A 19,452-nucleotide genomic window follows, 5' to 3' on the forward strand; every position below is an offset into this window, starting at 1 on the left:
TTGAGTCGGCGGTTTTAGAGTTGGTGGCCACCCTCCTCACGCAACAGCGCCTGCAAGGTGTCGAGACGCGCACTGTCGAAGGCAGTGACCGTGCCCTGTTCGAACACCCGGCGCGCCAGCCCGGTCAGCACCGCACCGGGCGGCAGTTCGATCTGTAAACGCACGCCGCGCTCGTAGGCGCTTTGTACGGTGCCGCGCCAATCCACTACGCGACACATGTTGAAGGCGAGGTCGTCGCGCAGCGCTTCGATTTTGGTCACAGGACGCGCGCGGCTGCCGCTCAGGTAAGCGATTTTCGGAGTTTTCAGTTCAACTTTGGCGAAGGCCTCGGCGAGGGTTTGTGCAGGTGCCTCCAGCAGCGGACAGTGCGACGGCACACTCACCGCCAGGCGTTTCGCCAGACCAGCGCCACGACTGCGCGCCAGTTCAGCCACCACTTGCATGGCCTCGTCACTACCGGCGATCACCACCTGGTTATCGGCATTGATGTTGGCCAGGTGCACCGGCGAATCTTCGCTGTGCACCTGTGCGAGCAGTGTTTCGACTGTGGATAATTGCAGGCCGATGATCGCGGTCATGCCGTAGCCCTGTGGATAAGCCTGCTGCATCAACTCACCGCGCAGGCTGACCAGATGCAGCGCATCGCTGAAGCTCAACGCTCCAGCGACCACCGCTGCCGGGTAAGCGCCGATGGACAAGCCGGCGACGTAATCCGCCGTGAGTCCGTCCTGCAATAACTGTCGTGAAGCCGCGACGCCGGCGATCAGCAGGCACAGCTGAACCGCCCTCGTCGTGCGCAATGCTTGAGCAGAATCGAGCAGCAAAACATCTTCGCCAAGTACATCACTGGCTTCGACCAAGGTTTCCCGAGGCAAGCGCTGAAACATGCCCGCCTGCTGCGCGCCCTGGCCGGGGAACACCAGCAGACTGCTCACGCTGCCTGCTCCTGCGGATTCCACGGATCAATCACCAGGCAAGCCTGATGAGCATTTTTCAGCAGCACCCGCGCCGAACCGCTAGCCCATTCACGCAAAGCCACAGCACCAAACGGCGTCTGCAATTGCATATCCACCCGGCACACAGCCTGATCAAAAACCGCGACAAGTTTGCGTGCCTGATTACGCGTGATCAGTTGCGGTGTACGCAGAATCAAATCGAGATCACTGGCCGCGTGCATCGCGGTAAAACCGCTGGCCAATTCAAACCCGACACTGCCGCTGACACCCCAGACCCAACCGCAATCGTCGAGCATCGGCCGCAGCTGTTGGAGCGCGTGCATGACTGGCAGATTGCGCTCACTGTCGACGTGACACAGCGCCTCTGGACTGACCCGACAGGCAATCGAATCGACGGCCATAAATGCCGCCCAGCGCTGCTCGCGCAACACACCGCGCACGCCGACCGCGACAAAACCCTCAGCACTCAACGCCCGTCGCACTACCACCGGTTGCCCGGCGGCTAATGACTCGACGGCCCACAGCGGCGCATCCGCCGGCAACTGCGCCGGGGTCATGCCCCAGAGCAGATCGTGGGCCAGAGGCGTGCTCACCACTGCGCCCTCAGCAGTTCGCGAACCTTGCTGGAGGCCGCACGATTCTTCGCGCCGAGGCGATTGCTCAGATCAGTGCTGACGACATCGCCGATGGCTTGCTTCAGGCACTCGTTAACTCTCGATAGATCCTCCGCCGTCGGCTGCTCAATCTGCTGCACCGACAAGGTTTCCCAGAGCAATCCGAGGCTGGCATAGCTGTCGATGTCATAAGCCATCGGCGGCACACTGGCGGCCAGCGCTTCGAGCTCTTCAACACTGCGCAACGTCACCCGCGCCGCCGACGCCTTGCCCATCGCATGCACCATCACGCCCGGATCGCGCAGCGCAATCAAACGGTTGGCCTGATAACCATGAGCGAGAAACGCCCCGGACATTGCCTTACCGACCAGTAATGCAATCACCGGATGCCCGGCCAACCGCGCACGGGCATAACTGTCCGCCGCACCGGCCAGCGCCTGATGAATGCCGAGTGCTTCTTCGCGCCGACCATAAGCCTGGCTCGGCACATCGACGATGGCGATGATCGGGCGTTTCTGCGCTTTGTCACGATCAGCAGTGATCGCGTCATCCACAGCCTTGGCCAGACCCCAGCCTTCAAGCAAGCCGACTTCGCCATTGCGAGCACGCGGAAAGCGATTGTCCGGGTCAGCGACCACGGCGATAAAACGCCCAAGTTCACCATCGGCAACCCGCAGCGATGGCGGCAAACCCTCAACGGCTTTCGCCCCGGCGCTCAAGGCGTCGAACCAGTTCAAACCGCGCAGTGAATAACCGCTCATGAGCGCTCTCCTTGATACAGATCGCGAACCACCGACGGTTCGATTTGCGGGTCAGTGTTCAGACTGCTCAGGCGTTGCAGAAACCATTCGGCGCGTTGGCTGCGTGGTTGCTTTGGCAAACCTTGCTGCAGCAATTCGCCAACCTGCTGACGAATCTTCGCCACATCATCGGCGACATAACGATCCACCAAACCAGTGTCGAAACGCTGCTCGCCACCGGTCAGGCTCCAAATGAACGGCCGGTCGCGGGAGTCGTATTCTTCGATCCCGGCTTCTTGCTCGATCACTTGCGGGCCGTTCAAACCGAGGCGTGCTTCCTGAGTCACCAGCAAATAGCTGCACAGCGCCGCCGCAATCGACATACCACCAAAACAACCAACGCTACCGGCGACCACGCCAACCACTGGTTGGTACTGCTGCAAATCGACAATCGCCGCATGAATATCGGCAATCGCCGCCAGCCCGAGATTGGCTTCCTGCAAGCGCACGCCACCGGTTTCCAGCAGCAACACCGCGCGGGTCGGAATGCCTTTGCGGTTGTCTTCAGCCGCCAGTTCCAGCGCGCCGGCAATCTTCGCCCCGCCGACTTCGCCAAGGCTGCCGCCCTGAAACGCGCCTTCAATTGCGGCAATGACCACTGGCAAACCGTCGAGGCTGCCCTTGGCGATCACCACGCCGTCATCGGCCTGCGGCACCACGCCCTGACGTTCAAGCCACGGCGACATCAGCCGTTGAAACGGGTCGAGCAATTCGCGAAAACTGCCGGCATCGAGCAAGGCTTTCGCCCGTTGCCGCGCGCCGAGTTCGACGAAGCTATGTTTGTTCAAAAGCGCTGCGCTGTCAGTCATGGCCGATCTCCTCGAAACCTTGTTCCAGACGCAAGCGCACCACCCCCGGCGTCGCGCCGAAATCGTGGATATCGATGGCCATCGCCGGCGGCGTGGTGCCGTCGAACATCCGCGCAAACAGGTGCTGCCAACGCAACTGCGCGCCGTTGACCGAGGTCTGCACATTGATTGTCAGTTTGCCGGCCAGACCCGGTTCGATCAGCACTTCCAGATCACCCGAGCCGACACAACCGACCAGCGCACGGCCGCGTGGCGGCTGCCCGGCGGGGAATTCAAACGATAGGGTTTCCATCAAAACGCTCCCTGAAGGATGCCGTCGCGCTCGATGCGATCGAGCAGCAGTGTGGCGGCGAGCAAGTCGGCGGCGCCACCGGGCGAGGCATTCAATGCGATGAGTTGTTGATCGAGATCGTGCAGGCGACGGCGACCGCTGAGGCTGGCGCTGCCACCGGCGTCGAGCACCGCTTGCGCGCCGGACTGCATGGCGTGCAGACCCTCTTCGCCGGCGCGGTAGAGCACGCAGGTGTCGGCGAGGTCAGTCATGATTGCGAGCAAGGCGTCGAGCCGGGCGTTCTGTTCGCCGTGGCCATTGGCGCGGCTGCGTTTGAGTTGCGGCAGGCCACGTTGCAACACCGAGGGGAAGCCGAGTTGCGCTTCTTCACGAGCGCCGCGTGCGCCGTAACGCAGGGCGACTTGGGCGCCGTGGCTCAAAGGTTTTGGTGCGTAGCGGTCATCCAGCAGGGCGAGACGTGCGGCGCGCAGGGTCACGGCATTGGCGCTGGAGGATTGCGGTTCCAGCGCAGCGGCGGTCACCAATAGTCCCAGCGCCCAAATGGCGCCGCGATGCGTGTTCACGCCGTTGGTGGTCGTGAGCATCGCTTGCTCGCCTTCACGACCGATCCGGCCAATCGCTTCGCGTAACGTTGAATCGACTTCACCGATTGCAACCGCCGCTTCCGCCATTTCCTTGAACGCCGGCCACAACGACAGCGCCGAAGCGTGCATCAGGCCCAGGTGCAGATCGGTGTGCGCGCCATTGCCGCGACGGTCGACCAGCGCCGGTTTCGGCGACAGATCGGCTTCGTCGATCAGCGCGTCCACCGCCAGATCAGCCAATCGATCAGCCAGGGACAGCGGTTTCGCTTGCAGGTTAAATGCGTGCATTACCAGCTCCTGAATTTCGCGGGCGGGTTGTACAGGCCGCCGGACCACTCGACCAGATCGGCCACGCTTTTCGCCGCGAGCAATTCGCGGGTGGCGTCGGTGCGGCGGATGCCGAGGTCTTCGGGCAAGGCGATCAGGCCTTCGCGGCGCATGCGTTCGGTGTCTTTCGGGTTGTGGCGCAGGCCGATCGCGGTGACGCCGGCGACCGCTGCGATCATCGCCTGGCGCTCTTCCAGCGAGCGTGCCTTGTACAGGTAGGCGATGCCTTCTTCGGTGAGCAGGTGGGTGACGTCATCGCCGTAGATCATGATCGGTGCCAGCGGCATGCCGCTTTTCTTCGCCACTTCCACCGCGTCGAGGGTTTCGACGAAGGTCGGCTTACCGCCCTCCTGGAACGTCTCGACCATTTGCACCACGAGTTTCTTGCCGCGTTCGAGCATCGGTTGCTGCGCATCGTCGTGGCGCATATCGAGCCACGCCGGGGTGCCGTGACGGCGGCCGCGCGGGTCGTGGCCCATGTTCGGCGCACCGCCGAACCCGGCGAGACGGCCACGGGTGACGGTCGAGGAATGGCCATCGCCATCGACTTGCAGCGTCGCGCCGATAAACAGGTCCACCGCGTATTGCCCGGCCAGTTGGCAGAACATCCGGTTGGAACGCAGCGAGCCGTCGCGGCCGGTGAAGAACACGTCGGGGCGCGCGGCGATGTAGTTTTCCATGCCCAGTTCGGTGCCGAAGCAATGCACGCTTTCGACCCAACCGCTCTCGATTGCCGGGATCAAAGTTGGGTGCGGGTTGAGCGTCCAGTTGCGACAGATCTTGCCTTTGAGGCCGAGGGATTCACCGTAGGTCGGCAGGATCAGCTCGATGGCGGCGGTGTTGAAACCGATGCCGTGGTTGAGCGACTGCACGTTGTGTTTTTCGTAGATGCCACGGATCGCCATCATCGCCATCAGCACGTGCACAGGCTTGATATGGCGTGGGTCGCGGGTGAACAGCGGTTCGATGTAGAACGGCTTGTCGGCCACCACCACGAAGTCGACCCATGAGGCGGGGATGTCCACGCGCGGCAGTTCGCTGACGTCGTCGACCAATTGGTTGACCTGGACGATGACGATGCCGTCGCTGAAGGCGGCCGGTTCGATCAGTGCCGGAGTGTCTTCGGTGCTCGGGCCGGTGTAGATGTTGCCGGCGCGGTCGGCCATGAACCCGGCCGAGAGCACGACGTTGGGGATCAGGTCCACCACCAGCCGGGCGTAGAGTTCGATGTAGGTGTGGATCGCGCCGATTTCCAGCAGGCCGTCTTCCAGCAACTGGCTGATGCGCAGGCTCTGGGTGCCGGCGAAGGAGAAATCAAGCTTGCGGGCGATGCCGCGTTCGAACAGGTCGAGGTGCTCGGAGCGGCCGACGCTGGGCATGATCATGTGCAGGTCGTGGAGCTTTTCCGGGTCGGCTTTGGCCAGCGAGCGCGAAAGGAAATCCGCCTGCTTCTGGTTGTTACCCTCCAGCACCACACGGTCACCGGGGTGGATCAGCGCTTCGAGCGCGGCGACGATCTTGTCGGTGGGCAACACCACACCGTCGGCCAGCCCGCGCACCTTGTCGAGCCGGCGCTGCTTCTCATCGCGCCGCCGCGTCCAGCGCGAGTCGGGGGAAATTGTTGTTGTCATGCTCACTCCACGGGGTTCGCTGTCGTGGAGCTAAGGTAGGCGTGTGGGGTGGGGGCATCAATCAAGCGCGGTGGTGAATCGTTACGCTGAGCGTAATGGTCAAGAGCGCCCTCACCCTAGCCCTCTCCCGGGGGGAGAGGGGACTGACCGAGGTGTATGGCGCCTTACATCGACCTGCCTCACCGAGTCGATTATGGATTCACAGCGGTACTTTCAGGTCGGCGTAACTTGTGAGCATCCCACGGTCGGCCCCCTCTCCCTCCGGGAGAGGGCTGGGGTGAGGGTCGGCTTTTAAATCATTCCGTCGGCACCAACCTATCCAACAAACGATTGACGGCCATCTCCGCCACCATCACCACCTGCGCAATACCTTGCACAGTCTTGCGGTGCGTACCTTCCACCATTGCCGCATGGTTGTTGAGCATCACCGTGGCCGACCCGAGGGTTTCGCTGGCGTCGGCCAGCAGGGATTCGGTGTCGGCATTGGGGTTGGCCATGTACAGCGTGTTCGGGGTGTAGGGCGTGGCCATCAGGTCGGCGTTGGTCGGGCCAAGGTAATGATCGAGGGCGCGCTCGGCGGCTTCGTGGAATTTCTTCGAATCGGGGGATTCGTAGGGGGATGCCGGGTCGGTGACCGGCGGGTTTGGCGTTACTTTGAACATTTACCAGATCCTCATTCGGGCTAGCCACCGCTTCTCTACTAAAAGAAGTGGAGGCAGCTGTGCGCAGGTTAGTAGACCGGGGATCTGGGAAACCGGCGCGCCCGAAGGCGCCCTGCGCACAACCACCATAAAGTGCAGGTATGCAGTACCTGACTGTCTGATGAGCTATACGCCCCAAATATGACGGGCTACTAAACCCGATCACTGGAAATCAGTGACGGAATCAAGTTACGCAGCATGCCCAAGGCGCACAAGCCGGCGGATTCTGGTGCATGCGTAGGCAGCGGCGCAAGGATTTGTAGGCCAGGGAGCCGTAACACAGAGTGTCTTTAAACAGCTGTGCTAAAGGGTGTTTATTGCGCACAAAGATTGAGGATTTGTCTGTCGGATTTAAGGTGTGGCGAACGACGCTTTCGCGAGCAAGCTCGCTCCCACAGGGGATCTTCAGTGAATGCAGATTTTGTGGACGACATAAGCCCACTGTGGGAGCGAGCTTGCTCGCGAAGAGGCCAGCAAGATCACCGCAAACTCAGGATCAGTGGACGAGACCCGCATCCACCAACAACTTCTCCAACCCCAACAAATCCGGCACCTTCGCCACTTGCTCCCCGACCTGCACCGCCGCCTGCTCCAATTCACACAACGGCACATCGACATAGCTCAACTGACTGTCGAGCTTGTAAGAGCGCGGAATCCCCTGCACCAGCAGCGCAATGAACTTCAACTCCGGCAACCCGCCCAGCGCATTCAAAATCACGATCCGCGCGCGCTCGCCAATGACGATTTTCTGCCCGCACGCCGATTCAAAACTCAGCAACGGAATCTGCCGCTCACGCCACGTAACCTTGCCGAGATACCACGGCGGCGTGTCCAGATCGAAGGCGCTGGCCTGGTAATCGATCAGCTCTGCGACAGCGACGTTAGGCAGGATCAAATTGCGATCCGCCAATGGCAGCAGCAACCCGGTCAGCTGACTGCTGCGCTGATTATGCCGGCGCTCATGCATGTTTCTTGCTCCACTGGGCAATGCTTTCAAGCAGCACCGACTCTTGATACGGCTTGCCGAGGTAGTCGTTGACGCCAATGGCCATGGCACGGTCGCGGTGTTTCTGCCCGGTGCGTGAGGTGATCATGATGATCGGCAAGTGTTGCAGGCGTTCGTCGTTGCGTACCTGGGTGGCGACTTCGAAGCCGTCCATGCGCGGCATTTCGATGTCGAGCAGCATCAGGTCGGGCATGTGTTCTTCGAGCAGCAGCATGGCGTCGACACCGTCCTTGGCGGTCAGCACGTTCATGCCGTGGCGTTCGAGCAAGCGGCTGGTGACCTTGCGCACGGTGACCGAGTCGTCGACCACCATAACCAGCAGTGGTTTGTGCGGTTCGCTGTCGATCTCCGGCAGCGTTGGCGGCTGCACAACCCGTGCTTGCATCGCGCGGATCGGAGCAAGCAGATCGAGAATCAGCACCACTCGACCATCGCCAAGAATCGTCGCGCCAGACACGCCCTGCACCGCCGCAAACTGCGCGCCAAGACTCTTCACCACAATCTCGCGGGTGCCGGCCATGGTATCGACCAGCACCGCGATGCGCCGGTCGTTGTAGTGCACCAGCAGCACCGGTAACGGCAGGTTCTGGCCGAGCAGTTTCGGCCGTGGTGCGGTTTTCAGCAGTTCGCCGAGGTAGCACAGTTCATAGGTCTGGCCGCCGTAGTGGTAGCGCGGTGGATCCTGGCGGAAGTGCCCTTCCAGATCATTCGGCAGAACACGGACGATGCCTTCGATGGTGTTCAGCGGAATCGCATATTGATCCTCGCCACACTGCACCATCAACGCGCGGTTGACCGACACGGTGAATGGCAAACGAATACGGAAATGCACGCCCTGCCCCGGCACCGAGTCGATGCTCATGCTGCCGCCGAGCTGCCGCACCTCTTCGTGCACCACGTCCATGCCGACGCCGCGTCCGGAAATCTGCGTGATCTTTTCCGCCGTGGAAAACCCCGGCTGGAGGATGAACTGCAACACGTCGCGGTCGCTGATTTCGGCCTCCGGCGCGAGCATGCCGCGCTTGATCGCCTTGCGCCGCACCGCTTCCAGCGGCACGCCGGCACCGTCGTCGCGAATGTCGAAAACGATGTCGCCGCCCTCGCGGGACAGGTCCAGGCTTACCGTGCCCTGCGCCGGTTTGCCTGCCGCCAGCCGCACCTCGGCGGACTCCAGACCATGATCGACGGCGTTGCGCAGCATGTGCTCCAGCGGCGCAGCCATGCGTTCGAGTACGTTGCGATCCATCTCGCCTTCGGCGTTGCCGACGACAAACGCGACGTCTTTGTTCAGCTCTTCAGCGACCTGGCGGACGATGCGTTTCAAACGCGGCAACATGCGCTCGAACGGCACCATGCGCGTGCGCATCAGGCCTTCCTGCAATTCGGTGTTGATGCGGCCCTGTTGCTGCAACAGGTTCTCCGCGTCGTGATTACGCCGGTCGAGGGTTTCCTTGAGGTCGAGCAAGTCGGAGGCCGATTCGAACAGCGCGCGAGACAGTTGCTGCAACTGCGAATGGCGGTCCATTTCCAGCGGATCGAATTCTTCGTAGCCGAGGCGTTCGGCATCGACCTGCTGACGGCTGAGTATCCGCCCCTGGGTTTCAGTGTCGAGACGGCGCAACTGATCGCGCATGCGTTCGATGGTGGTTTCCATCTCGTTCAGGGCGATCTGCGCGTCGTTGACCTGCTGTTCGATACGGCCACGGAAGATCGAGGTTTCCCCGGCCAGATTGACCAGCTCATCGAGCAGTTCGGCGGAGACTTTGACCATGTCCGCGCCAGCGTCAGCAGCCGGCGGCGCCGCGTCAGTCTTGACCGGAACGGGTAGCACTGGCGGCGTTTCTATCGTCACCGGATGGCTGAAGTTCTGGATCGCGTTGATCAGCCGATCGGCCGGTGGACACGGCTGCCCGGCGCGCACGCCATCAAGCATTTGCGCCAAGCGATCATGACCACGCTGCACCAGCGCAAACAGCTCCGCCGATGGCTGCAAAGCGCCGCTGGAAAGACTTTCGTAAAGGTATTCCAGCTCATGGGCGAGGTCGCCGATCGGCCCGATCTCGACCATCCGCGCGCCACCCTTGAGGGTGTGCAGATCGCGCAGCAGGGTTTCCACTTCCTGGCGATTGCCCGGCTCGGCTTGCCAGCGCAGCAGCGCGGCGCCGGAGTTTTCGATGATGTCGAAACCTTCTTCGAGGAAGATTTCCAGCAGTTCGGGATCGTGGCCAGCGCTGTCGTGCTCGGTTGTTGCTGGCGGCGCTTCGGCGACGCTGTGGCCCTGACGTACCTGACGGATCGTGTCGATCAGATCCTGCGCCGGGATCAGCGGCTGATGGCTTTGCAGTTGATCAAGCAACAATGCCAAACGCTCATGACTCTTGAGCAGCAAGCGCCCCAGGCTTTCGCTGTAGTGGTAGCGACGATCCACCAAGCCTTCGTAAAAGCTTTCCAGCTCTTGGGCCAGATCGCCAATGGCCTCGACTTCAGCCATCCGCGCGCCGCCCTTGAGGGTGTGCAGATCGCGTTGCAGCGAGGACAGCGGTGCAGCGTTGTCCGGGTCGCTCAACCAGCGCTGCAAGGCTTGGCCCGAGCTATCGAGAATGTCGACCGCTTCTTCAAGGAAAATCTCGACGATCTCGTCATCGGGTTCAAGCGCCGTTGCCTTTTGCTGCAACTCGGCGGTGGCGCTGCCCAGTTCACGGACGCTCAGGGTGCGGCTGCCATCGCTGCGAATCAGGCCCATGGACGATGGGTCGAGGCTCTGATCGAGCAGATCATGCAACGCCCGGATCCGCGCCGGTTGTGGCGTGACTTCCTGCCCGGCGGCCAGTTCGTCGAGCATGTTGATCAGCGCTTCGTGGGCGTTCTGCGCTTCGCGGAAAAACTGTTCGCTGACCGCCAGGCTGCTTTCTTCAACCGCGCCATACAGGTCGAGCAAGGCTTCGCACAACACGTCCACCGGCAGCAGATCCGCCAAATGCGCGCCTTCGCCAAGGGTGGTCAGTTCATCCAGCAAGGCGCTGAGTTCCTGACGCTCGCCGGGGTGTTGTTGCCAGCGCTGCAACAGGCTTTCGGCGTCGAGCAGGATGTCCATGCCCTGAGCGAGGAAGTTGTTGATCAGTTGCGGATCACGCTTGATCCGCAGGCCGGTGTGCGGCGCATCGAGGATCGATTCCAGGCGCTCGGCAAGCAGGGTTTCCGAGCGTTTGATCAGCGACTGTGCACCCACAATCGGCGCCAGCGGATCATGCTTGAGTTGACGCAGGCCGACGCGGAATAGGCCCTCGGCTTCCAGCAGCAACTCCACTTCGTCGAGGTCCAGCGGCAACTGATGCGCCTTGAACTCGCGGGCCAGTTGATCGAGCGGCGCAGCGAGTTCGGCAATCGGCAGCACACCGGCCATCGAAGCACTGCCCTTGAGCGTGTGCAGGGCGCGCTGCAATTCATCGCTGGCCTGTAGCGGCACATGCTCGGCGGCTTGATCGAGAAAGCGATTGAGGCTGGCGAGGTGGGTTTCGGCTTCTTTACGGAAGATTTCCAGCAGCAGCGGATCGAGCGCCGCGACATCGTCCACGTCTTCGGCGGCCAATGGCTCGTCACCTTTGGCCAAGGCGTGAGCACGGGCCGCGAGCTGATCGACATCGCCGCGCTGGCGCTGGTTACTAGTGGCGAATTCGCTGATCAACTCGGGCAGCAACAGCACGGTGTCGGTCAGCACTTGCTGCACCACCGAGCCCGGTTCGACACTTTGTTCGAGCACGCGGTTGAGCAGGTTTTCCACCGACCACGCCAGCTCACCGAGAATCAGCGCGCGGACCATGCGCCCGCTGCCCTTGAGCGTGTGGAAGGCGCGACGCAGTTCGGTCAGCGCATCGCGGTCCTGCGGATTGGCAATCCAGCGCGGCAGGTATTCGTGGAGGACTTCGAGGACCTCGTCGGTCTCTTCGAGGAACACTTCGCGCAGCTCATCGTCGACCGGTTCTTCATCGGCCGGCGGCGGCATCAGGCTGCCGGGGGTGATCAGCGCTGGCGGGTTGAGCGCTGAAACCGGGCTGGCCAGAACATCGGCCAGCGACTGCACGGTTTCCGGGTCATCAAGCGCTTGCATGTCCTGCATCACCAGCGCTTCGCTGGGGCTGAGCACGTCGTCGAGCACGGGCACATGCGGCTCATTTGGAAAGAACCCCAGACTCGCAAGGGACTTCTGCGCGACATCCAGCAACTGCTCGCTCGGCGCCTGCGGGTCGTCGCTCAGACGTTCGAGGTAATACTCGAGGCTGCTGATGACATCGGCCAGGTGATCCAGCTCTTCCCAACCCGGCTCGTGCGGATCAAGCAACAGATGTTCGCGGATAAACCCGTTGCACGCCTCGACCAGACTTGCCGCGCGGTTCAACGGAATCATCGCCAGTGCCCCGCGCACCTGAGTCAGCAGCGCCGGCAACGGTTGCAGGTGCTGGCGATCCCAATCGGCGTCGATGTAGTCGACGATCATGTCCTTGGCTTGTTGCAGGCAGATGCGCGCTTCCTTGATGACGATCTGATGGATCTGCGTCAGGTCGGTGGTTGGCAGGCGCGTATCTTCCGGGCTTTCCGGCTCGACGGTGCCGACCATTCCGGCCAGCGTCGCTTCGACGTAGAGCAGCGCGCCGGCAACGTCCATCAGGATCGCGTCGTTCGGTTCGCGCTGGCCCTGAGCGAGGCTGAGCACCACGGCCAATTGATCAATGATCACTTTGCGCGGCTGGCCGAAACCGAGCACCGCGAGGGTGTCGGCGATCTGCCGCAGGGGTGCGAGCAGGTTTTCCAGATCCGAGGTGTGCTGGCGGTCGCTGCGCACGAACAGGTCGAGGCGCTCCTTGACCCGCACCAGTTCTTCACACAACGCCGCCAGCACCGAGCGCATCGCATCGCGATCGGGGCCGGCCAGGCGCGCGCGTTCTTCGTCGACCATCGCGCTGTCGGGCAAAGCGTCGTCCAGGGAGTAGCGATCTTTCATGGTCAGCATCTGCCCGGTGGGATGTTCGGCTTTGGCAATATAGAACAACAGGCTTTTCAGCAGCTCAGCCGGAGGCGGCTGATTGAGGCCGGACATACCTTGCTCGAGCAGACGCTTGAGCTCTTTGTCGGCATCCTTGAACAGGCTGCGCAGCGCCGGGCTGTTGGCGATGACGCCTGCGCGCATGCCCTCGACCAGCGCCGAGGTGACTTGCCACAGCGGACTCAGCGGCGAATCACCGCTCAGCGCTTCGAGGCGAGTGAATACTTTGGCCAGATAACCGAGGTGGGTCTGGTCATCCTGCTCGCGCAGCAAACCGACCAAAGCCATTTGCAGCATCTGGCGCAATTTGCGCAGCACGTTCGGCAGTTCTGCCGGCTCCAGCAGTGCCAACGCTTCTGCGTTTAGCGGTGCCAGTTCGGGCAATTGCGGGCTGAACAGGCTGGTTTCAGACAACAGGCTTTCGCCACGGGCGCTGCGCAGATCGTTGATCAGCGGCAGCACCACCAACGGCAAATCTCTCCGGGCGCTCTGCACGCGGTCGAGGTAAATCGGCAATTGCCCAAGGGCTTGCAGCAACAGGTGCAGGGCTTCGTCGCGATGGCTGACGCGCTCGTGCTGCAAGGCTTCGACCAGATGTTCCATTTCTTCGGCGAGCAAGGCTGCGCCGTAGAACTCGACCATCTGCAGACTGCCGTGGACCTGATGGATGTAATCCAGGCACTCCTCCAGTCCGGGAAAGGCCTGCGGATCATCGAGCACGGCTTCTATCGCCTGATGCGCCTGTTTCAGCGTTTCGGCAATTTCACCTTTGACCCATTCGAGGGCCACGTAGTCGTGCCGATCACCCATAACCACTCCACTCACGCTTTATCTGTCGCCGCCGGCAAGGTGAAGCCGGACACCGAACGCCGTAGCTGACTGGCCATTTTCGTCAGGTTGCCGATGCTCTCGGCGGTGGCCGTGGAGCCGGACGAGGTCTGCGAGGTGATCTGCTGGATCACGTTCATCGTCAGCGAGATCTGCCCGGCCGAAGTCGTCTGCTGCTGCGCTGCGTTGGAGATGCTTTGAATCAGCGCCGCGAGGGTCTTCGACACGCCTTCGATTTCTTCCAGGGCCACACCGGCATCCTGCGCCAGTCGCGCGCCGCGCACCACTTCGGTGGTGGTTTGCTCCATCGAGATGACCGCTTCGTTGGTGTCGGTCTGAATCGCCCGCACCAGGGTTTCGATCTGCCGTGTGGCGGCGGACGAGCGTTCGGCCAGCCGCTGCACTTCATCGGCGACCACGGCAAACCCGCGCCCGGCATCACCAGCCATCGACGCCTGAATCGCCGCATTGAGGGCGAGGATGTTGGTCTGGTCGGCAATGTCGTCGATCAGGCTGACGATGTCGCCGATTTCCTGCGACGACTCGCCCAGACGCTTGATGCGTTTGGCGGTGTCCTGAATCTGTTCGCGAATATTGTCCATGCCGTGGATGGTGTTGTGCACCACCTCGTTGCCCTTGTTGGCGATCTCCACGGACCGCTCGGCTACCGCTGAAGACTCAGCGGCGTTGGCCGAAACCTGGTCGATGGATTCGGCCATGTCGCTGATCGCCGTCGAGGCTTCGGAAATCTGCTGAGCCTGATGCTCCGAGGCCTGGGCCAGGTGCATGGCGGTGGCCTGGGTTTCCTGCACGGCGGCGGCAACCTGGCCGGCGGTGAGGTTGATCGTCGCGACCAGATCGCGCAATTGGTCGACGGAATAGTTGATCGAGTCGGCGATGGTGCCGGTGAAGTCTTCGGTCACCGAAGCGGTCACGGTGAGGTCGCCGTCGGCGAGGTCTTCGATTTCGTCGAGCAGGCGCATGATCGCGTTCTGGTTGCGCTCGTTCTTCTCGGCGGTTTCACGCAACTGGCGATTGGTTTCGCGGACCATGACCATGCCGATGAGGATGATCGAGGCCAGCGCCAGCAAACCGAGGACGTAGCCGCCGATGGTGTCAGTGTTGCGCCCACCGGCAAGGTTCTCGAAGCGAGTGGCCAAGTGCGAGGCTTCGTCGAGCAGGGTTTGCGAGAGGCTGAAGATATTGCTCGCCGATTCACGAACCTTGAACAGCTCCGGCGAGGTTTCGAGGATTTCATCGACGGAGCCGGAGACAAACTGGAACAGCTCAGAGATTTCGCTCAAACGCGCACGGGCGTCGCGATCTTCGACCTGGCTGATTTTCAGCGCCGGGTTGCCTTGCAACATGCCATTGAGCACTTGGCCGAAACGCGTGGCGTCGCGGCCAAAGGCATCGGCGGCTTGCTGGGAGTTTTCGTCGCCGGCAAGCACGGTGTTGACCGCGCCGAGGATACGTTCGGCGAGCAGCGATTGGCGCTGGGCCATCGCCACTTGCGTGGCTGGGGCGCCACGCTGGAGGAGGATTTCGACGACTTTTTCGTATTCGATCTGCAACTGCGGCACGGTTTCGGCCAGCGTTGCGGCGACCTGATGCAGCGACAGCACGGTCTGTTCGCTGGAAAGAATCGCGTCGGTGTTTTTCAGAAGGCGCTCCCAGTCGAGCTGCACGGCGCGCATTTCCGGGCGCACGGTGGCCGGGGCTGGCGGCAGGCCGGTGGCCGGGTCGCCCTTCTTCAGGTAACCCCAGCGCTGGGCGAAATCGTTGCGCGCGTCGCTGAGCAATTTGAACGCGGCAGCCTTGCCGGCGGCGGCTTCGGTGGCGTTCTTGGCGATGCGTTGCGAGAGCACGCGCAGCTCACCGGCGTGGCCGATGTACTGTTTGTCGTAGTTCGCTTGGGTGTTGAGGTACGCGAAGTTGGCGAACAGCAGCATGATGAACACGATCAGTGCGATGAACAGCACGATGATCTGCGAGCGACTGCGCGAGCCTTCCGCCGGCTTGCCTGTTTTTGCTTTTGTCATCGGTCCTCGCCCTTAACCCACACCTTTGAGGCCTGCTGCAATCCCTGTGGGAGCGAGCTTGCTCGCGAAAGCGCTGGGTCAGCCAATATTTATCTTGCCTGACACGCCCTCTTCGCGAGCAGGCTCGCTCCCACAGAGGACAGTGTTGAATCTGTTATATCGCGACACTCATGAACACCGGGGATTTGGCCAGCGCAAACAAACTGAACACCCGCCAGTTCTGCTCGCGGCGGAAATAGCCTTTGACGAACTCGGCCTTCGAGCCCTGGCGTTTGCTGATCGACAGCGGTTCAAAACTGTTCTGCTCAAAGTGCTGCAGGCCGATGACTTCATCGACCATCAGCCCGGCAAACACATCGCCATGCTCGACCACCAACACCCGCCGCTGTTTACGCAACGGCGACAGTTCATGGCCGAAGAAACCGCACAGATCCATGATCGGCAGCAGCCGCCCGCGCAGGTTAGCCACACCTTTGACCCACGGCTTGACCCCGGGCAACTGGGTGAATCGCGGTTCATGCAGCACTTCGCTGACTTCGCCCATCGGCGCCACATACCAATGCTCGCCAAGGCGAAAGCCGATGCCGCTCCAGCGATCCTGGCGCGCCGCTTGCGACGGCAGGTCCGCCGCCAGCAAGCGGCAGCGCTGGTCGATCTGCCAGAGCAGTTCGAACGCGGTCAGCGATTCGCTCATGGTTGCGCGATCAGCCTTTGAGCACGTTGTTCAGGGTCTTGATCAGGGTGTCTTCGTCGACCGGTTTGGTCAGGTAATCCTTGGCGCCCTGACGGGTGCCCCAGACCTTGTCGGTTTCCTGATCCTTGGTGGTGATGATGATCACCGGGATATGTCCGGTTTCCGGGTCTTTGGTCAACTGACGGGTTGCCTGAAAACCATTGAGGCCGGGCATGACGATGTCCATCAATACCGCGTCAGGTTTTTCCTGACGGGCCAGGGCCACGCCGTCGGCGCCGTTTTCGGCCTTCAGCACTTCATGGCCGTGCTTTTCGAGCATGCCGGTGAGTTTGTACATTTCAGTCGGCGAATCATCAACGATCAGGATGCGTGCCATGGTTTTCCCCATTTTTCTTGTCGACGCGCGGCCCGCTGGCCGAGCGTCACTGTACGTGTCTTACTGCGGCAAAACGGCGGCGAAGCCCGGAACATGGGCCTGAATCGCGTTGAGCAGTTCTTCCTTGCTGAAAGGCTTGGTCAAAAATTGATCAGAACCGACAATCCGCCCCTTGGCCTTGTCGAACAGCCCGTCGCGCGATGACAGCATGATCACCGGTGTGGCCTTGAACGCGCTGTTGTTCTTGATTAAAGCGCAGGTCTGATAACCATCCAGACGCGGCATCATGATGTCGACAAAAATGATCCCGGGATGGTTGTCGGCGATCTTCGCCAGAGCGTCGAAACCGTCGATCGCCGTGATCACTTCGCAACCGACATTCTTCAACAATGTTTCGGCGGTGCGACGAATCGTTTTCGAGTCGTCGATCACCATGACCTTCAAGGCGCTGGACTGCTGTTCCATAAGAGGGCTCTACCGTCGCCTTTGCGAATCAATTTGTCCGTTTTGCGATGACTGATGGCCGGAAACCCTTGATGTTCAAGGGCCAGCACTGCTTGGCAGCCTTTTTAGCACAGTCTCCAGATGCAATCTATCGACGGGTTTTTCCTTGACCGAAAACCCGCCCGGCGCCACTCTGGCGGCACTTTTTCAATACCGATCCGGTAGCCAATTTTCGAGGAAAACCCAATGAGCGTTCGCGTCGGGATTGTCATGGACCCTATCGCCAGCATCTCCTATAAAAAGGATAGCTCGCTGGCCATGCTGCTGGCCGCGCAGAAGCGTGGCTGGGAACTGTTCTATATGGAACAGCGCGACCTGTATCAGGGCGAAGGTCAGGCACGGGCGCGCATGAAGCCGCTGAAAGTCTTCGCCAACCCGGAAAAATGGTTCGAACTGGACGCCGAGCAGGACAACCTGCTGAGCGATCTCGACGTGATCCTGATGCGCAAGGATCCGCCGTTCGACATGGAGTTCGTTTATTCCACCTACCTGCTCGAACAGGCTGAAACCGCTGGCGTGCTGGTGGTGAACAAACCGCAGAGCCTGCGCGACTGCAATGAAAAACTGTTCGCCACGCTGTTCCCGCAGTGCACGCCGCCAACCATCGTCAGCCGCCGCGCCGACGTGCTGCGTGAGTTCGCCGCGAAACACGGCGACGTGATCCTCAAGCCGCTGGACGGCATGGGCGGTACTTCGATCTTCCGCCACCGTGCCGGTGATCCGAACCTGTCGGTGATTCTCGAAACCCTGACCGCCCTCGGTGGCCAGCAGATCATGGGCCAGGCTTACCTGCCGGCGATCAAGGACGGCGACAAACGCATTCTGATGATCGACGGCGAGCCGGTGGATTACTGCCTGGCGCGGATTCCGGCGCAGGGCGAAACCCGTGGCAACCTCGCGGCCGGTGGTCGTGGTGAGGCGCGCCCGCTGACTGAAAAGGATCGCTGGATCGCCGCCCAAGTCGGCCCGACCCTGCGTGAGAAAGGCCTGCTGTTCGTTGGCCTCGATGTGATCGGCGAAAACCTCACCGAAATCAACGTCACCAGCCCGACCTGCATCCGTGAAATCGACAATGCCTTCGGCACTGACATTGGCGGCATGTTGATGGATGCCATCGCCAAGAAGCTGCAAGCCGCCGGCAAAATGCCACAAGCTTGATGCACGTCACATGCAGTCTGTCGCTTGAAGCGTGAAGCCCAAGGCGTGAAACCAACATTGCGTTATCATGCGCAGCCTCTGAAAAACGCGATGTTGGTTTTCTTGTCATGACCCTCCCGTCCGATCTGCCCGCAGAACTCGCCCACCGTGGCGTGCGCCCGGCCGATCGCCTCGGTTTTACCCTGTTTCTCGCGGCGCTGATCCATTTGGCGCTGCTGCTCGGCGTCGGCTTCACGATGGTCGAGCCCAAGCAAATCAGCAAAACCCTGGAAATCACCCTCGCCACCTTCAAGAGCGAAAAGAAGCCGGAGAAGGCTGACTTTCTCGCTCAACAGCATCAGGAAGGCAGCGGCACGCTGGACAAGAAGGCGATTCCGAAGACCACTGAGGTGGCGCCGTTCCAGGACAATCAGGTCAAAAAAGTCACCCCGCCACCGGCCGCCAAACCGCAAGTGCAGGAAGCCGCACCCAAAGCTGCGGTGACCACCGTCGCGCCGAAACCTAAAAAAGCGCCGACCAAGAAAGAAGAAGCCAAAACCGAAGTCAAACCGACAGTCGACGCGCCGGAGTTCGACAGCTCACAGCTGTCCAGCGACATCGCCAGCCTCGAAGCCGAACTGGCCAAGGAACAGCAGTTGTACGCCAAGCGCCCGCGTATTCACCGTTTGAGCGCGGCGTCGACCATGCGCGACAAGGGTGCCTGGTACAAGGATGACTGGCGCAAGAAGGTCGAGCGCATCGGCAACCTCAATTACCCCGAAGAAGCACGGCGCAAGCAGATCTACGGCAATTTGCGCCTGATGGTCTCGATCAACCGCGACGGCTCGCTGTATGAAGTGCTGGTGCTGGAATCGTCCGGCCAGCCGCTGCTGGATCAGGCGGCGCAGCGCATCGTCCGGTTGGCAGCACCGTTTGCGCCGTTTACCGGGGACTTGTCGGATATCGATCGTCTGGAAATCATTCGTACCTGGAAATTTGCTCGCGGCGACAAACTCTCGAGCAACTGACACACCACAGAAACCTTGTGGGAGCGAGCTTGCTCGCGAAGAGGCCGGGACATGCACCATTGATATTGCCTGACCTGGCGCC

At 61.4% G+C, this 19,452-nt stretch carries 16 protein-coding genes; 2 read left to right on the forward strand and 14 right to left on the reverse strand.

Going from position 1 to position 19,452, the window contains the following annotated elements; all coding sequences use genetic code 11:
• Positions 1–14 precede the first annotated feature (14 nt).
• From mdcH to pilG, 14 genes are all read right to left on the reverse strand, one after another.
• Positions 15–935, reverse strand: coding sequence for a malonate decarboxylase subunit epsilon (gene mdcH, locus AB4N74_RS21860; protein WP_099757408.1), 921 nt, complete (start codon positions 933–935; stop codon positions 15–17).
• Positions 932–1,552, reverse strand: coding sequence for a malonate decarboxylase holo-ACP synthase (locus AB4N74_RS21865; protein ID WP_016984758.1), 621 nt, complete (start codon positions 1,550–1,552; stop codon positions 932–934). The genes mdcH and AB4N74_RS21865 overlap by 4 nt, the downstream gene beginning before the upstream one ends.
• Positions 1,546–2,331, reverse strand: coding sequence for a biotin-independent malonate decarboxylase subunit gamma (gene mdcE, locus AB4N74_RS21870; RefSeq protein ID WP_099757410.1), 786 nt, complete (start codon positions 2,329–2,331; stop codon positions 1,546–1,548). Before mdcE ends, AB4N74_RS21865 begins: the two co-directional genes overlap by 7 nt.
• Complete coding sequence (locus tag AB4N74_RS21875) at positions 2,328–3,179, reverse strand: biotin-independent malonate decarboxylase subunit beta (protein WP_320336202.1); 852 nt, start codon at positions 3,177–3,179, stop codon at positions 2,328–2,330. The genes mdcE and AB4N74_RS21875 overlap by 4 nt, the downstream gene beginning before the upstream one ends.
• Positions 3,172–3,471 carry a malonate decarboxylase subunit delta gene (locus AB4N74_RS21880; RefSeq protein WP_007913697.1) on the reverse strand — a complete coding sequence of 100 codons (300 nt, stop codon included), beginning with the start codon at positions 3,469–3,471 and terminating at the stop codon, positions 3,172–3,174. The genes AB4N74_RS21875 and AB4N74_RS21880 overlap by 8 nt, the downstream gene beginning before the upstream one ends.
• The gene (locus AB4N74_RS21885; protein WP_320336201.1) at positions 3,471–4,343 is read right to left on the reverse strand and encodes a triphosphoribosyl-dephospho-CoA synthase; all 873 of its coding nucleotides are present in this window, start codon (positions 4,341–4,343) and stop codon (positions 3,471–3,473) included. The genes AB4N74_RS21880 and AB4N74_RS21885 overlap by 1 nt, the downstream gene beginning before the upstream one ends.
• Entirely contained in the window at positions 4,343–6,013 is a 1,671-nt protein-coding gene (mdcA, locus tag AB4N74_RS21890) for a malonate decarboxylase subunit alpha (protein WP_098966058.1), read from the reverse strand. Before mdcA ends, AB4N74_RS21885 begins: the two co-directional genes overlap by 1 nt.
• 296 nt (positions 6,014–6,309) lie before the next feature.
• The gene (locus AB4N74_RS21895) at positions 6,310–6,675 is read right to left on the reverse strand and encodes a DUF6124 family protein (protein WP_093429845.1); all 366 of its coding nucleotides are present in this window, start codon (positions 6,673–6,675) and stop codon (positions 6,310–6,312) included.
• A gap of 535 nt (positions 6,676–7,210) precedes the next feature.
• Positions 7,211–7,681 carry a chemotaxis protein CheW gene (locus AB4N74_RS21900; protein WP_460097216.1) on the reverse strand — a complete coding sequence of 157 codons (471 nt, stop codon included), beginning with the start codon at positions 7,679–7,681 and terminating at the stop codon, positions 7,211–7,213.
• Positions 7,674–13,571 carry a hybrid sensor histidine kinase/response regulator gene (locus tag AB4N74_RS21905; RefSeq protein ID WP_460097218.1) on the reverse strand — a complete coding sequence of 1,966 codons (5,898 nt, stop codon included), beginning with the start codon at positions 13,569–13,571 and terminating at the stop codon, positions 7,674–7,676. The genes AB4N74_RS21900 and AB4N74_RS21905 overlap by 8 nt, the downstream gene beginning before the upstream one ends.
• Positions 13,572–13,582: 11 nt before the next feature.
• Complete coding sequence (locus AB4N74_RS21910; protein ID WP_460066326.1) at positions 13,583–15,631, reverse strand: methyl-accepting chemotaxis protein; 2,049 nt, start codon at positions 15,629–15,631, stop codon at positions 13,583–13,585.
• A 154-nt stretch (positions 15,632–15,785) separates the two neighbouring features.
• Positions 15,786–16,325: a chemotaxis protein CheW gene (locus AB4N74_RS21915; RefSeq protein WP_186620027.1), complete on the reverse strand. Its 540-nt coding sequence runs from the start codon at positions 16,323–16,325 to the stop codon at positions 15,786–15,788.
• Between the two features lie 10 nt (positions 16,326–16,335).
• The gene (pilH, locus tag AB4N74_RS21920) at positions 16,336–16,701 is read right to left on the reverse strand and encodes a twitching motility response regulator PilH (protein WP_026000666.1); all 366 of its coding nucleotides are present in this window, start codon (positions 16,699–16,701) and stop codon (positions 16,336–16,338) included.
• 60 nt (positions 16,702–16,761) lie between these two features.
• Positions 16,762–17,166 carry a twitching motility response regulator PilG gene (gene pilG, locus AB4N74_RS21925; protein ID WP_007913673.1) on the reverse strand — a complete coding sequence of 135 codons (405 nt, stop codon included), beginning with the start codon at positions 17,164–17,166 and terminating at the stop codon, positions 16,762–16,764.
• A gap of 225 nt (positions 17,167–17,391) precedes the next feature.
• Here pilG and gshB point away from each other — a divergent pair, with 225 nt between their 5' ends.
• A complete protein-coding gene (gene gshB / locus AB4N74_RS21930) occupies positions 17,392–18,363 on the forward strand; it encodes a glutathione synthase (protein ID WP_093429841.1) in 972 nt (323 codons plus the stop codon).
• 107 nt (positions 18,364–18,470) lie between these two features.
• The gene (locus AB4N74_RS21935) at positions 18,471–19,370 is read left to right on the forward strand and encodes an energy transducer TonB (protein ID WP_093429840.1); all 900 of its coding nucleotides are present in this window, start codon (positions 18,471–18,473) and stop codon (positions 19,368–19,370) included.
• Positions 19,371–19,452: the final 82 nt, after the last annotated feature.

This window comes from Pseudomonas sp. H3_C08 (assembly GCF_054669455.1).